The organism is Pseudomonas sp. PDM14 (assembly GCF_014851905.1).
GTDB lineage: Bacteria > Pseudomonadota > Gammaproteobacteria > Pseudomonadales > Pseudomonadaceae > Aquipseudomonas.
The window spans coordinates 492,611-506,045 of record NZ_JACVAQ010000001.1; the positions used below are offsets into that span (position 1 = coordinate 492,611).

General features: G+C 65.5%; 14 protein-coding genes and 1 pseudogene. 8 read left to right on the forward strand and 7 right to left on the reverse strand.

The genetic code is table 11. The features are described 5' to 3' along the window. Nucleotides 1–175: 175 nt before the first annotated feature. The 3 genes from phhA to IB229_RS02195 are packed head-to-tail and all read left to right on the forward strand — an operon-like array spanning nt 176 to nt 2,531. A complete protein-coding gene (gene phhA, locus IB229_RS02185) occupies nt 176–961 on the forward strand; it encodes a phenylalanine 4-monooxygenase (RefSeq protein ID WP_192324506.1) in 786 nt (261 codons plus the stop codon). 20 nt (nt 962–981) lie between these two features. Beyond that, nucleotides 982–1,338, forward strand: coding sequence for a 4a-hydroxytetrahydrobiopterin dehydratase (locus IB229_RS02190; protein WP_192329199.1), 357 nt, complete (start codon nt 982–984; stop codon nt 1,336–1,338). Further along, nucleotides 1,335–2,531: an amino acid aminotransferase gene (locus IB229_RS02195; RefSeq protein ID WP_192324507.1), complete on the forward strand. Its 1,197-nt coding sequence runs from the start codon at nt 1,335–1,337 to the stop codon at nt 2,529–2,531. The genes IB229_RS02190 and IB229_RS02195 overlap by 4 nt, the downstream gene beginning before the upstream one ends. A gap of 3 nt (nt 2,532–2,534) precedes the next feature. Here IB229_RS02195 and IB229_RS02200 read toward each other — a convergent pair whose 3' ends face one another. Beyond that, nucleotides 2,535–3,518: a sensor domain-containing diguanylate cyclase gene (locus tag IB229_RS02200; RefSeq protein ID WP_192324508.1), complete on the reverse strand. Its 984-nt coding sequence runs from the start codon at nt 3,516–3,518 to the stop codon at nt 2,535–2,537. A 181-nt stretch (nt 3,519–3,699) separates the two neighbouring features. After that, nucleotides 3,700–4,113, reverse strand: coding sequence for an alternative ribosome rescue aminoacyl-tRNA hydrolase ArfB (gene arfB, locus IB229_RS02205; RefSeq protein ID WP_192324509.1), 414 nt, complete (start codon nt 4,111–4,113; stop codon nt 3,700–3,702). Nucleotides 4,114–4,422: 309 nt separating this feature from the next. Between arfB and ccoN the strand changes: the two genes are divergently transcribed. Together ccoN and IB229_RS02215 are read left to right on the forward strand one after the other, a co-directional pair. Beyond that, complete coding sequence (gene ccoN, locus IB229_RS02210) at nt 4,423–5,850, forward strand: cytochrome-c oxidase, cbb3-type subunit I (protein WP_192324510.1); 1,428 nt, start codon at nt 4,423–4,425, stop codon at nt 5,848–5,850. A 16-nt stretch (nt 5,851–5,866) separates the two neighbouring features. Continuing rightward, on the forward strand, nt 5,867–6,100 hold the full coding sequence (locus IB229_RS02215; protein WP_192324511.1) for a cbb3-type cytochrome c oxidase subunit 3: 234 nt from the start codon (nt 5,867–5,869) through the stop codon (nt 6,098–6,100). On the opposite strand, the gene IB229_RS02220 is transcribed toward IB229_RS02215, so the two are convergent. Both IB229_RS02220 and IB229_RS02225 read right to left on the reverse strand, forming a co-directional pair. Next, nucleotides 6,101–6,523: a VOC family protein gene (locus IB229_RS02220; RefSeq protein ID WP_192324512.1), complete on the reverse strand. Its 423-nt coding sequence runs from the start codon at nt 6,521–6,523 to the stop codon at nt 6,101–6,103. It lies immediately after the preceding gene. A 13-nt stretch (nt 6,524–6,536) separates the two neighbouring features. Next, nucleotides 6,537–6,959 (reverse strand): YciI family protein, encoded by a 423-nt coding sequence (locus IB229_RS02225; RefSeq protein ID WP_192324513.1) that lies wholly within the window; start codon nt 6,957–6,959, stop codon nt 6,537–6,539. A 177-nt stretch (nt 6,960–7,136) separates the two neighbouring features. Here IB229_RS02225 and IB229_RS02230 point away from each other — a divergent pair, with 177 nt between their 5' ends. The 3 genes and pseudogenes from IB229_RS02230 (at nt 7,137) to IB229_RS22170 (ending at nt 9,887) form a co-directional block, all read left to right on the forward strand. Continuing rightward, nucleotides 7,137–8,180 (forward strand): metal-dependent hydrolase, encoded by a 1,044-nt coding sequence (locus IB229_RS02230; protein ID WP_192324514.1) that lies wholly within the window; start codon nt 7,137–7,139, stop codon nt 8,178–8,180. Nucleotides 8,181–8,891: 711 nt separating this feature from the next. Then, nucleotides 8,892–9,032, forward strand: a pseudogene (locus IB229_RS22165) (HAMP domain-containing protein); the annotation flags it as partial. A gap of 141 nt (nt 9,033–9,173) precedes the next feature. Next, the gene (locus IB229_RS22170) at nt 9,174–9,887 is read left to right on the forward strand and encodes a methyl-accepting chemotaxis protein (RefSeq protein ID WP_412547782.1); all 714 of its coding nucleotides are present in this window, start codon (nt 9,174–9,176) and stop codon (nt 9,885–9,887) included. Between the two features lie 93 nt (nt 9,888–9,980). On the opposite strand, the gene IB229_RS02240 is transcribed toward IB229_RS22170, so the two are convergent. The 3 genes from IB229_RS02240 to IB229_RS02250 all read right to left on the reverse strand — a co-directional run bounded on the left by IB229_RS02240 (nt 9,981) and on the right by IB229_RS02250 (nt 13,347). Then, nucleotides 9,981–11,390 carry an amino acid permease gene (locus IB229_RS02240; protein WP_192324518.1) on the reverse strand — a complete coding sequence of 470 codons (1,410 nt, stop codon included), beginning with the start codon at nt 11,388–11,390 and terminating at the stop codon, nt 9,981–9,983. Between the two features lie 89 nt (nt 11,391–11,479). Further along, nucleotides 11,480–12,130 (reverse strand): maleylacetoacetate isomerase, encoded by a 651-nt coding sequence (maiA, locus tag IB229_RS02245; RefSeq protein WP_192324520.1) that lies wholly within the window; start codon nt 12,128–12,130, stop codon nt 11,480–11,482. Between the two features lie 233 nt (nt 12,131–12,363). Then, nucleotides 12,364–13,347 (reverse strand): fumarylacetoacetate hydrolase family protein, encoded by a 984-nt coding sequence (locus tag IB229_RS02250; RefSeq protein ID WP_192324522.1) that lies wholly within the window; start codon nt 13,345–13,347, stop codon nt 12,364–12,366. Between the last annotated feature and the right edge of the window lie 88 nt (nt 13,348–13,435).

Consider the following 13,435-nt stretch of genomic DNA (forward strand, 5'->3'; position numbering starts at 1 on the left):
CGAAATTGCGCACCAGCAAGGCGATTCATCGCCACCTTCCAAGCGGCGTAAGCCCTGCTTTACAGAATCCCCCTTTGCATCGTCCCCGCTTTGCCCTGTCGCCCCTGCAACCATGCCGGCATCCGCGGTATCGATAGGCACACGACAACAACAAAAGCCCCGCCCAGGAGGCCGAATGAAAACCACGCACTACCTGGCCCGCGAGCCCGATGCCGAAGGCTTTATCGACTACCCCGAGGCCGAGCACGAAGTGTGGAACACCTTGATCACCCGCCAGCTCAAGGTGATCGAAGGCCGCGCCTGTCAGGAGTACCTGGACGGCATCGACCAGCTCGGCTTGCCGCATGATCGAATCCCGCAGCTGGGCGAGATCAACCGCGTATTGCAGGCCAGCACCGGCTGGCGGGTGGCGCGGGTACCGGCACTGATCCCCTTCCAGACTTTCTTCGAGCTGCTCGCCAGCCAGCAGTTTCCGGTGGCCACGTTCATCCGTACGCGCCAGGAACTGGACTACCTGCAGGAGCCGGACATCTTCCACGAGATTTTCGGCCACTGCCCACTGCTGACCAACCCCTGGTTCGCCGCCTTTACCCACACCTACGGCAAACTCGGCCTGCAGGCGAGCAAGGAAGAACGCGTGTACCTGGCGCGGCTGTACTGGATGACCATCGAATTCGGCCTGGTCGACACCAGCCAGGGCCGGCGCATCTATGGCGGCGGCATCCTCTCCTCGCCGAAGGAAACGCTCTACAGCCTGTCGGACGAACCGGAACACCAGCGCTTCGATCCACTCGAAGCCATGCGTACCCCGTATCGCATCGATATCCTGCAACCACTGTATTTCGTGCTGCCGCAGCTCAAGCGGCTGTTCGACCTGGCCCAGGAAGACATCATGGGCATGGTCCGCCAGGCCATGCAGATGGGCCTGCACGCACCGAAATTCCCGCCCCGCGCGGCCTGACCCTTGATCCCTGGAGAACCCTGATGTCCCTTGCCCAAGCCCAATGCGAAGCCTGCCGCGCCGATGCGCCCCACGTTTCCGAAGAAGAACTGGCAACGCTGATCAAGCAGATTCCCGACTGGAACATCGAGGTGCGCGACGGCCACATGGAGCTGGAGCGGGTCTTTCTGTTCAGGACCTTCCGCCATGCCCTGGCCTTCACCAATGCCGTCGGCGCGCTGGCCGAAGAGGTCGGCCATCACCCGGCGCTGCTCACCGAGTGGGGCAAGGTCACCGTGACCTGGTGGAGCCACGAGATGAAGGGCCTGCACCGCAACGACTTCATCATGGCCGCGCGCACCGATGTCGCCGCGCAGGCTGCGGAGGGCCGCAAGTGAGCCACTTCGCCGCCATCGAGCGGGTGCCGGGCGACCCGATCCTCGGGCTGATGGACGCTTACCGCCTCGACCCCAACCCGGCCAAGTTCGACCTTGGCGTGGGCGTGTACAAAGACACGCAAGGCCTGACCCCGATTCCCCATGCGGTAAAGCTCGCCGAGCAGCGCCTGGTGGATCGGCAAACCAGCAAGAGCTACACCAGCGGCCACGGTGACCCGGCGTTCGGCACCGGGTTGCTGCATCTGGTGCTCGGCGCCGCCTCGCCGCTGCTCGCCGCCGAACGTGCCGGCGCCACGCAGACGCCCGGCGGCACCGGCGCACTGCGCCTGGCCGGCGAGTTCATCGCGCACAATCTGCGCGGGCGCGGCATCTGGCTGAGCAATCCGACCTGGCCGATCCACCAGAGCATCTTCGCCACCTGCGGCCTGCGCGTCGGCCACTACCCCTACGTCGGCCCGGATAACCGCCTCGACGTCGAGGCCATGCTCAGTGCGCTGCAGCAGGTGCCCGCGGGTGACGTGGTGCTGCTGCACGCCTGCTGCCACAACCCGACCGGCTTCGACCTCAGCCAGGACGACTGGCGCCAGGTGCTGCAGGTGGTGCAGGCACGCGAGCTGCTGCCGCTGATCGACTTCGCCTACCAGGGTTTCGGCGACGGCCTGGAGCAGGACGCCTGGGCCGTGCGCCTGTTCGCCGAGGCCCTGCCGGAACTGCTGATCACCAGCTCCTGCTCGAAGAACTTCGGCCTCTACCGCGAACGCACCGGCGCGCTGATCGTGCAGGCCGGCGACAGCGAGAAACTGCTCGACGTGCGCAGCCAACTCGCCGCCCTCGCCCGCAACCTGTGGTCGACGCCGCCCGCCCATGGCGCCGAGGTGGTCGCGACGATTCTCGCTGACGCCGAGCTGCGTGGGGTGTGGGTCGAAGAACTGGACATGATGCGCCAGCGCATCGCCGACCTGCGCCAGGGCCTGGTGCAGGCGCTGCAACCGTTCGGCCTGGCCGAGCGCTTCGCCCACATTGGCGCCCAGCGCGGCATGTTCTCCTACACCGGCCTGAGCCCGCAGCAGGTGCAGCGCCTGCGCGACGAGTTCAGTGTGTACATGGTCGGCACGGGGCGGGCCAATGTCGCCGGCATCGACGAACGCCGCCTGGCACAACTGGCGGCGGCGATTGCCGCTGTCAGCGCCTGAGGCTTACAGAAAGGCCTGGTCGCCACGCAAGATCAGCTGATCGGGCAGGCAACGCGCGTATTCCAGGCGATCCCGCCCGCCCTGCTTGGCCTTGTACAGCAGGCGATCCACCGCATCGATGAAGGCCAGCGGCGCGCTGTGCGGCGCCGGGATCAGCGTGCCGACGCCCAGGCTGATGGTAAGGATCTGCGCCACGGTGGAGTGCTCATGGACGATCTGCTGCTTGCGGATCGCCCGGCGGCAGCGCTCGGCAATCTTCTTCGCCGACTTCTCGTCGGTTTCCGGCAGCACCAGCACGAACTCCTCGCCGCCGAAGCGCGCGAGAAAATCCCGTGGCCGCGTCGCCGCCTGGGTCAGCGCCTGGCCAACGCGCTTGAGGCAATCGTCGCCACGAATGTGCCCGTAGTGATCGTTGTACTGCTTGAAGAAATCGATATCGAGGAGGATCAGCGACAGCGGCCGCTGGGTGCGCTGGGCGTTGGCCCATTCGATGTCCATGATCGAGTCGAACATGCGCCGGTTGTTGATGCCGGTGAGGCCGTCCTTGTAGGAATACTCCTCCAGCTCCTTCTGCAGACGGATCAGCTGCTCCTCGGTCTGCTTGCGCTCACTGATGTCGAACATGAAGCCGATCAGCGAATCGACCTCGCCATTGGCGTCGCGCATCACATGCACCACGTCGCGAATCCACACGTAGCGGCCGTCCTTGGTCAGGGCGCGGTAATCGGCCTCGTGGTCGATGCCGGACTGCGACTGCGACACGCAGAAATTGACCACCCTGTCACGGTCTTCCGCGTGCATGCGCTCGGCCCAGTCGTTGGCGCTGATCCAGCTGTCCTGGGTCCAGCCCAGCAGCGTCTCGATCTGCGGGCCGATATAGGCGAAGGTCATGGTCTTCCAGTCGATCTTCCACGGGATCGCCTTGGTCGACTCCAGCAGGGTCTTGTACACCGCGCTGTCCGTTACCGCCTTGTTCGTGTCACTCACCGCGGCTCTCCTGATTCATCACCATCACCGGCCCTGCAACGGGGTCCGCATGCCGCCGAGAAACAGCGTGCGTGGCTGGTTGCGAAGAAATATCGATGCAAGGTTTATACACAGGCCGCTCGCGCAGTGGCAATTGGCTACCCAGCCTGCCGACGAACTGTCCGGCCGGGGCGAAAACCCTCTAGAAATCCACCTTGCCGCGCCCGGCCTTGATCGCCCCGCGCTTGCTCTTGCCTTCCAGGCGCCGCGTCTTCGAACCCAGCGTCGGCTTGGTCGGGCGGCGCGCCTTCTCGGTCTTGCCGGCGGCGCGGATCAGCTCGCCGAGGCGCTCCAGGGCGTCGGCGCGGTTCTGCTCCTGGGTGCGGTATTGCTGGGCCTTGATGATCACCACGCCATCGGCGGTGATGCGGCTGTCACGCAGCGCCAGCAGGCGTTCCTTGTAGAACGGCGGTAGCGACGAGGCCTGGCTGTCGAAGCGCAGGTGCACGGCGCTCGACACCTTGTTGACGTTCTGCCCGCCGGCGCCCTGGGCGCGGATGGCGGTGAGTTCGACTTCGTCGTCAGGCAGATGAATGCTGTTGGAGATGACCAGCATGGCGGCAACCGGGCTAGAACGGGGCCACAGGATACCGCGCACCAGCGCAAACGGCCTGCGCCGATTGCACCTTTCGCCATACCGGCTCAGCAGTACCGGCGCCGGCAAACAGGGATCAGATAGGGCCGCAGAGTGCCTGCATATCATGCCGAGGCGACAGCACAGGGCGAGCGCGGCGCATCCCCCGCCACATCTGATCCGCATAAAACACTCACGTCTGAATCTGTTTTGTTTCCCCGCTGATTTCTACAGTGCGCCATCGCCGATACCCAGCCGGGTTTCGCATCGCATTCGTCTGCCGGGGTTCCCATGCACTCAGCCGTTTCAGCACCCGCCTACAACTACAAGGTGGTCCGCCAGTTCGCCATCATGACCGTGGTCTGGGGCGTGGTCGGCATGGCCATGGGCGTGTTCATCGCCTCGCAGCTGGTGTGGCCGGCACTCAACCTCAACCTGCCGTGGACCAGCTTCGGCCGCCTGCGCCCGCTGCACACCGGCCTGGTGATCTTCGGCTTCGCCGGCAGCGCGCAGTTCGCCGCCAGCTACTACGCGGTGCAGCGCACCTGCCAGACGCGCCTGGCCTACGACAACCTGGCCGCGTTCACCTTCTGGGGCTGGCAGGCGGTGATCGTCACACTGCTGATCACCCTGCCGCTGGGCTACACCACGACCAAGGAATACGCCGAGATCGAATTCACCGGCGCCATCGGCATGGCCATCGTCTGGGTCGCCTACGCCATCGTCTTCTTCGCCACGCTGACGCGGCGCAAAACCCGGCACATCTATGTCGGCAACTGGTTCTTCGGCGCCTTCATCCTGGTCATCGCCATGCTCCATGTGGTCAACCACCTGGCGATCCCGGTGAGCTGGTTCAAGTCCTACCCGATCTACTCCGGCGCCACCGACGCCATGGTGCAGTGGTGGTACGGGCACAACGCGGTGGGCTTCTTCCTCACCACCGGTTTCCTCGGGATGATGTATTACTTCGTGCCCAAGCAGGTCGATCGCCCGGTCTACTCCTATCGCCTGTCGATCGTGCACTTCTGGGCGCTGATCACCCTGTACATCTGGGCCGGCCCGCACCACCTGCACTACACCGCGCTGCCGGACTGGGCGCAGTCCCTCGGCATGGCCATGTCGATCATACTTCTGGCGCCGAGCTGGGGCGGCATGGTCAACGGCATGATGACCCTCTCCGGTGCCTGGCATAAGCTGCGCAGCGACCCGATCCTGCGCTTTCTCGTGGTGTCCCTGGCGTTCTACGGCATGTCGACCTTCGAGGGGCCGATGATGGCGATCAAGACCGTCAACGCCCTCTCCCACTACACCGACTGGACCATCGGCCACGTGCATGCCGGGGCACTGGGCTGGGTGGCGATGATCACCTTCGGCTCGCTGTACCACATGATTCCCAAGGTCTACGGCCGCGAGCAGATGCACAGCATTGCCCTGATCAACGCGCACTTCTGGCTCGCGACCATCGGCACCGTGCTGTACATCGCCTCGATGTGGGTCAACGGCATCACCCAGGGCCTGATGTGGCGCGCGGTGAACGAGGACGGCACGCTCACCTACTCGTTCGTCGAGTCGCTGCAGGCCAGCCACATCGGTTACGTGGTACGCCTGGCGGGTGGTCTGTTCTTCCTCGTCGGCATGCTGCTGATGGCCTGGAACACCTGGCGTACCGTGCGGGCCGCGCGCCCGGCCGAGTACCGCCTGCTCGGCCAGATCGGCTAGCGGCGAGGAGCGGCACATGCCGGGTGATCTCTGGTTCTTCCTCTGCGCCGCACTGTTCTTCTGCGCCGTGCAGCTGTGCCTGGCCGGCAAGAGCCGGCGGCACCTGGACGAGGCGACGATGCAACCGTTCGCCGACGACCCCGACGTGGCGCGGCGCATGGAGCGCGCCACGGCCCGCAGCCGCACCGGCTGCAGCTGCCCGGGCACCTGCGATGGCAGCTGCGCCTACCGCGAGGACCTGTCCGCCTGATCAGGCCGAGGCGTTGTCGGCTTCGCAGTTGATCATCCACGGCACGCCGAAGCGGTCCTTGAGCATGCCGAAGCGCACGGCCCAGAAGGTCTTCTCCAGCGCCATCTGCACCTCGCCACCTGCTGACAGCGCAGCGAACACCCGCTCCGCCTCGGCGATGCTGCCGACCTGGATCGACACATGGCAGCCCTTGATGCCGTCATACGGCTGATCACCCAACGTGTCGGAACCCATCAGCAACTGGTCGCCCAGCGTCAGGCAGGCGTGCAACGTGCGGTGGTGCTGGTCGGCAGGAAACATACCGGCACATTCGGCGTTTTCGCTGACCGGCATGATGCTCGCGGCGCCGCCCAGGCACTGCGCGTAGAAGGTAAAAGCCTCGGCGCAATTGCCGTCGAATATCAGGTAGGCGTGGATCTTCATCGTGTGGCGCTCCTCATTTTTCGCTCAGCTTCTCGCGCAGGCGCTCTTCCTGGGCGCGCAACTGCGGGGTGAACTCCTCACCGAAATCCTCGGCACTGTAGATCTGCCGGATCTCGATTTCCGACTCGCTCGGCATCGGGTTGGGGCAGCGCTTGACCCACTCGACGCACTCGGCCAGCGAGGCGACCTCGAAGATCCAGTAGCCGGCGACCAGCTCCTTGGTTTCGGCGAACGGCCCGTCGATGACACTGCGCTGCTCGCCAGCGAAACGCACGCGCACGCCCTTCGCGCTCGGGTGCAGGCCCTCGCCGGCCTGCATCACGCCGGCGGCGATCAATTCCTCGTTGTAGCGACCCATTGCGGTCAACAGCTCTTCGCTGGGCATCTCGCCGGCTTCGGACTCGGCGGTGGCTTTGACTAACACCATGAAACGCATCGTGCTCTCCTTACCTCACGGGCGGCCGCCACGGCGCATGGCGGCCTTTCACTGAATAGTCGAAGCAGCGTAGGCAGAATCGACAGGCCGCTGAAATTTTTAGTCGGAATTTGTGCACTGCCCGCGTCCGCGCCACGGCGGTAACGTAGGCGCCTTCGCAAACAGACGAGCGCGCAGATGGACTCGATCACCCAGGCAGTACTTGGCGCCACCATTCAGGGCTCCCTCCTCGGCCGCTGGCAGGGCCGCCGCGCCCTGCTCTACGGCGCCCTGCTGGCCACCGTGCCGGACATGGACGTGCTGATGGACTACGGCGACGCCGTCTGGGACATGACCTTCCACCGCGGTTTCAGCCACTCGCTGTTCGTCCTCACCAGCCTGGCCTTTCTGCTGACCTGGCTGGCGCGGCGTTTCCGCCCGCACCCTGGCTACTCGACGCAACGCCTGTTCCTCACCCTCTGGCTGGTACTGATCACCCACCCGCTGCTGGATGCCTTCACCAGCTACGGTACGCAGTTGTTCTGGCCGCTGGCGACGGCGCCGATCGCTTGGTCGACGGTGTTCATCATCGACCCGCTCTACACCGTGCCCCTGTTGCTGGCGGTCGGTATCGCGCTGTTCAGCGGCCTGTACGGCAAACGTGCGCGCTTGCCAGCCATCGCCCTGGGCCTGTCGAGCCTGTACCTGGCCTTCACCGTCGCCGGCAAGTGGATGGCCGAGGAGCGCGTGGAAGCCCTGGCCGCGCGCGAAGGAATCAAGGCCGAGCAGGTGTTCAGCGCCCCCACGCCGTTCAACAGCCTGCTCTGGCGGGTGGTGGTGATCGATGGCGAGGATTATCACGAAGCGCTCACCGGCTGGTTCGACCGTGAGCCGCCGCACCTGGAACGCCTGCCACGCGGCACCGCCCTGGCCGAGACACTGCAGGCATCGCCGCAGTACCAGCGGCTGTTCTGGTTCACCCAGGGCGTGCTGCGCTACGACCAGGTCGGCGCGCAGCTGCTGGTCACCGACCTGCGCCTGGGCATGACCGGCTTCCACCCGTTCCGCTTCGTCTTCGCCGAACAGCGCGAAGGCCGCTGGCAGGTGTTCAACCCGGTGCAGCGCCTGCCGTTCTCGCGCGGCGACCTGCAGCACCTGCATGCGCTGTGGCTGCGCATCTGGGACGAACGCCAGACCATCTCCCTGCAGCAATGGGCCACCGCCCTGCGCACGATTCCCTGAGCCGACGCCTGCGCGCCACCACCCGGTGGCGCGGCATTCGTGCCATTGCCATCGCTGAACTAGGCTAAGCCGTACCCTACGCGGCAGTGAGAGTTCGGCATGAACATTCGGCAAAAAATGATCGCCAGCGGCGCCATCAGCGTGCTCGCGGCGACCCTGCTCGGCGGCATCGGCTTCTGGGGCCAGACCCGTCTGGCCAGTGCCCTGGCCGAGAACGAGCTGAGCGTCAGCGCCCTGCGCAACCACCTCGAAGGCGACATGATGCACGACGCCCTGCGCGCCGACGTGCTCGCCGCGTTCGTTGTCGAGCCCGGTGACAGCACCGCCGCCAGCCAGGTGCGCAGCGACCTCAAGGAGCACAGCGAGTGGTTCCAGCGCACCCTCGGCGACAACGCCAAGCTGCCGCTCAGCGCCGGCATCCGCAAGGCCATCGCCGACTCGCAGCCGGCGCTCACCGCCTACATCGGCCAGGCCGAACGCCTGGTCGACCTGGCCCTGGCCGACCCACAGGCCGCGCGCAGCGAAATCCCCGCCTTCGACCAGAGCTTCGGCGAACTGGAAGAACGCAACGAGGCCCTCAGCGAACTGATCGAGGCGCACGCAGCAAGTACCCGCAGCGCCGGTGAAACGGCGGTACGCCAGGCCGCCTGGCTGCTGATCGGCGGCATCGTCTTCGTCTGCATCCTGCTCTGCCTGCTCACCACCCAGCTGATGCACGCCGTACTGCGGCCGCTGGAGAAAACCGTGGCGGCAGCGCGGGCCATCGCCCAGGGCAACCTGCGCAACAGCATCAGTGTCGACAGCAACGACGAGGCCGGCCAGCTGCAGAAGGCCCTGGCCGACATGCAGGGCAACCTGCGCCAGATGATCGACGGCATCCGCAGCGAGAGCGAGCAGTTGCAGCGCACCGCGCAGCACCTCAACAGCGCCTCGCAAACCATCGTGCAGGGCTCCAGCGACCAGTCCGACAGTGCCACCAGCATGGCCGCGGCGATGGAGCAGATGATCCAGAACATCGCCCAGATCGCCGACCACGCGAGCAACGCCAAGGACATCTCCGCGCAATCCGAACAGCTGGCCGGCAGCGGTGGTCAGGTGATTCTCGGCGTGGTCGAAGGCATGAGCCGCATCGCCGACGCGGTCAACCAGTCCTCGGCGACCATCACCGCGCTGGGTCAGTCGTCCGAGGAAATCCATTCGATCATCCAGGTAATCAAGAGCATCGCAGAGCAGACCAACCTGCTCGCCCTCAACGCCGCCATCGAAGCCGCGCGTGCCGGCGAGGCCGGGCGCGGCTTTGCCGTGGTTGCCGACGAGGTGCGCAACCTGGCTTTGCGCACCGCGCAGTCGACCCAGGAAATCACCGGCATGATCGAGCGCATCCGCTCCAGCACCGAGCAGGCCGTGCAGAGCATGCAGACCGGGGTGACGCGGGTGAACGACGGTGTCGGCCTGGCGCGCCAGGCGGGCGAGTCGATCAACGAGATCCGCGGTGGCGCGCACCGCGCCGCCGAAGTGGTCGAGGAGATTTCCCACACCATCGGCGAGCAGAGCAAGGCCAGCAACGAAGTGGCCCAGCGCGTCGAGCAGATCGCCCAGATGGCGCAGCAGAACACCCGCACGGTGAACGAGCTGGCCGACGCCGCCCGCCACCTGGACCGCGTGGCGCGCAGCATGCAGAGTTCGGTGCTGCAGTTTCAGACCTGAGACGCAGCCTGTTTTGGCAGGGTGCGCCGCGCGCACCAGTTTCCCAAGAAAAAGCCCGGCATCAGCCGGGCTTTTTCATTCAGCGCGCAACCATCAGCTGGCCGAGGTTCCCACTGGCACCGCCGCGCTCGACTGTTTGATCCGGTAGCAGGCCCAGATGAACAGCAGCCACAGCGGAATCGCGTAGACCGACATGCGGATGCCGTCGATGAACAGCATCACGCCGAGGATGAACACCACGAACGCCAGGCACAGGTAGTTGGCGAACGGGAACCAGAAGGCCTTGAAGCTGGTGTCCACACCCTTGGCGGCCATGGCCTTGCGGAATTTCAGGTGGGCCAGGCTGATCATCGCCCAGTTGATCACCAGCGCCGCGACCACCAGCGACATCAGCAGCTCCAGGGCGCTTTTCGGCAGCAGGTAGTTGACCGCCACGCAGAGCAGCGTGACCACCGCCGAGGAGAAGATCGCCAGCACCGGCACGCCGCGCTTGTCGACCTTGAGCAGCGACTTCGGCGCGTTGCCCTGGTCGGCCAGGCCGTAGAGCATGCGGCTGTTGCAGTACACGCAGCTGTTGTAGACCGACAGCGCGGCGGTGAGCACGACGAAGTTGAGGATGTGCGCCGCGGTGTCGCTGCCGATCAACGAGAAGATCTGCACGAACGGGCTGCTGCCGTAGGAGTCGCCGCCGGCGTTCAGCGTGGCAACCAGGCTGTCCCACGGGTACAGCGAGAGCAGGATGGTCAGCGCACCGATGTAGAAGATCAGGATGCGGTAGACCACCTGGTTGATGGCCTTGGGAATCACCTTCTTCGGCTCGGCGGCCTCGGCGGCAGTGATGCCGACCAGCTCCAGGCCACCGAAGGAGAACATGATGATCGCCATCATCATCACCAGCCCGGTGATGCCGTTGGGGAAGAACCCGCCGTGGCTCCACAGGTTGCTGATCGAGGCCTGCTCGCCGCCGGCGCCGCTGATCAGCAGGTAGCCGCCGATCAGGATCATGCCGATGATCGCCACCACCTTGATGATGGCGAACCAGAACTCGGCCTCGCCGAAGGCTTTGACGTTGGTCAGGTTGATCGCGTTGATCAGGATGAAGAACACCGCGGCGGTGGCCCAGGTGGGGATTTCCGGCCACCAGTACTGCACGTACTTGCCCACCGCGGTGAGTTCAGCCATGCCGACCAGCACGTAGAGCACCCAGTAGTTCCAGCCGGAGAGGAAGCCGGCGAACGGGCCCCAGTAGGCGTGGGCGAAGTGGCTGAAGGAGCCGGCGACGGGCTCCTCGACGATCATCTCGCCGAGCTGGCGCATGATCAGGAAGGCGATGAAGCCACCGATGGCGTAACCGAGGATCATCGATGGACCGGCCGATTGCATGACCCCGGCCGAGCCGAGGAACAGACCGGTGCCGATGGCGCCACCGAGGGCGATCAGCTGGATATGGCGATTTTTCAGGCCGCGGGTGAGCGGGCCGGTGTGCAGCGTTTCACGCGTCATTGAACGTCACCTATTTGTTTTTATCTGTGACGGGATCGGACCCGCCGCGCTTGTGGCGCTGCGGAATGCAAGGCTGATAAGCCGTTACGTTACTGCGCGTCTGCCTGCACCTCCGGAGCCGCCTGGGCGAAGGCAGCGAGGGGTTCACAGCGGGCGGCAATATCGAGAATGCGCGGATACGCATGGAGGTCACAGTTAAAACGCCGCGCATTGTACACCTGTGGAATCAGACAGGCTTCCAGATAACCCGGACGCTCACCCAGCGACAGGCGACCGGGCAGCGCCGCCAGGCCCTGCTCGACTGCCGCCAGGCCAGTGGCCACCCAGTGCCGGTACCAGTCACCCTTGGCCGCGTCGGCCACACCGAGCTCGGCGGACAGGTACTGCAGCACGCGCAGGTTGTTCAGCGGGTGGATATCGCAGGCGATGTGCAGCGCCAGCGCGCGCACCTGGGCCCGCTGCGCCGGGTCGGACGGCAGCAGTGCCGGCACCGGGAAGACCTCGTCCAGGTATTCGAGAATCGCCAGCGACTGGGCGATGCGCACGCCGTCATTGACCTCGTCGACCAGCAGCGGCAGCAGGCCCTGGGGATTGAGCGCGAGGTACTCCGGGGCGTGCTGCTGCCCGCCATCCTTGACCAGGTGCACCGGTACCTGGCGGTAGCCCAGGCCCTTGAGGTTGAGGGCGATGCGTACACGGTAGGCGGCGCTGGAGCGCCAGTAGCCGTATAGGGTCAACATGGACGTGGCTCCTTCAGGGAACGCGTAGGGTGGATGGCCACCCCGGGGAAACCAGCATTGAGGCGCGCCTGAACTGATGGTTCCCACGCTCTGCGTGGGGGCCCATCCTGTGACGCTCCGCGCAAAGCACGAGCAGGCGCCGGAGCGCCCAGGTCTGCACTCCCACGCGGAGCGTGGGAACGATCAATCGCCGCGTACACCACCACCGATAGGTATCGCTAAGCTGCCTCATGCTACCGCTGGTACTTCTGCACAACCTGGTCGATGGCGCCGAAGATGCTCTCGTCGGCGGCATCGAACATCTCGATGCGCACCCGGTCGCCGAACTTCAGAAACGGCGTGCGCGCCTCGCCCTGCTCGACGATCTCCAGCATGCGTTTCTCCGCCAGGCAGGAGGAGCCGGCGCTGCGGTCATAGTTGGACACGGTGCCCGAGCCGATGATGGTGCCGCTGCCCAGTGGCCGGGTCTTGGCCGCATGGGCGACCAGGGTCGGGAAATTGAAGGTCATGTCGGTGCCGGCGTCCGGCTGGCCGAACAGCTGCGCGTTGATATGCGACACCAGCGGCCGGTGCACCTTGCCATCCTTCCAGGCCTCGCCCAGCTCGTCCGGGGTCACCGCCACCGGCGAGAAGCTCGACGATGGCTTGCTCTGGTAAAAGCCGAAGCCCTTGGCCAGCTCACCGGGGATCAGGTTGCGCAGCGACACGTCGTTGACCAGCATCAGCAGGCGAATGTGCCCGGCCGCCTCGGCAGCGCTGGCGCCCATCGGCACGTCGTCGGTGATCACCGCCAGCTCGGCCTCCAGGTCGATACCCCAGGCTTCGTCACCAAGCTGGATCGGGCTGTGCGGCGGGATGAAACTGTCCGCGCCGCCCTGGTACATCAGCGGGTCGTGCCAGAAGCTCTCCGGCATTTCCGCGCCACGCGCCTTGCGCACCAGCTCGACGTGGTTGACGTAGGCACTGCCATCGGCCCAGTGATAGGCCCGCGGCAACGGGCTGTGGCAGTCGCGTTGGTCGAAGACGAAGGCGTCCTCGCAGAGGCCGTCGTTGAGGCGCTGGTACATGGCCTCCAGATGCGGGCCCTTGATCGACCAGTCATCCAGCGCGGCCTGCAGGGTCGCGGCGATCTGCGGCACCTTGACCGCCCGGCTCAGGTCGCGGGAAACCACCAGCAGCACGCCGTCGCGGCCTTGATTCAGTGATGCGAGTTTCATAATTGGATTCCGTCAGTTCAGAGACGTCTGTAGGAGCCAGCTTGCTGGCGATCAACGTGGCATGCGATCGCCAGTAAGCTGGCTCCTA

Coding starts and splice junctions, on each gene's coding strand:
- IB229_RS02250 (WP_192324522.1), bottom strand. CDS start 13,347: ATGAAACTCGCATCACTGAATCAAGGCCGCGACGGCGTGCTGCTGGTG.
- IB229_RS02220 (WP_192324512.1), bottom strand. CDS start 6,523: ATGAAGATCCACGCCTACCTGATATTCGACGGCAATTGCGCCGAGGCT.
- maiA (WP_192324520.1), bottom strand. CDS start 12,130: ATGTTGACCCTATACGGCTACTGGCGCTCCAGCGCCGCCTACCGTGTA.
- ccoN (WP_192324510.1), top strand. CDS start 4,423: ATGCACTCAGCCGTTTCAGCACCCGCCTACAACTACAAGGTGGTCCGC.
- arfB (WP_192324509.1), bottom strand. CDS start 4,113: ATGCTGGTCATCTCCAACAGCATTCATCTGCCTGACGACGAAGTCGAA.
- IB229_RS02240 (WP_192324518.1), bottom strand. CDS start 11,390: ATGACGCGTGAAACGCTGCACACCGGCCCGCTCACCCGCGGCCTGAAA.
- phhA (WP_192324506.1), top strand. CDS start 176: ATGAAAACCACGCACTACCTGGCCCGCGAGCCCGATGCCGAAGGCTTT.
- IB229_RS02215 (WP_192324511.1), top strand. CDS start 5,867: ATGCCGGGTGATCTCTGGTTCTTCCTCTGCGCCGCACTGTTCTTCTGC.
- IB229_RS02230 (WP_192324514.1), top strand. CDS start 7,137: ATGGACTCGATCACCCAGGCAGTACTTGGCGCCACCATTCAGGGCTCC.
- IB229_RS02225 (WP_192324513.1), bottom strand. CDS start 6,959: ATGCGTTTCATGGTGTTAGTCAAAGCCACCGCCGAGTCCGAAGCCGGC.
- IB229_RS22170 (WP_412547782.1), top strand. CDS start 9,174: ATGGAGCAGATGATCCAGAACATCGCCCAGATCGCCGACCACGCGAGC.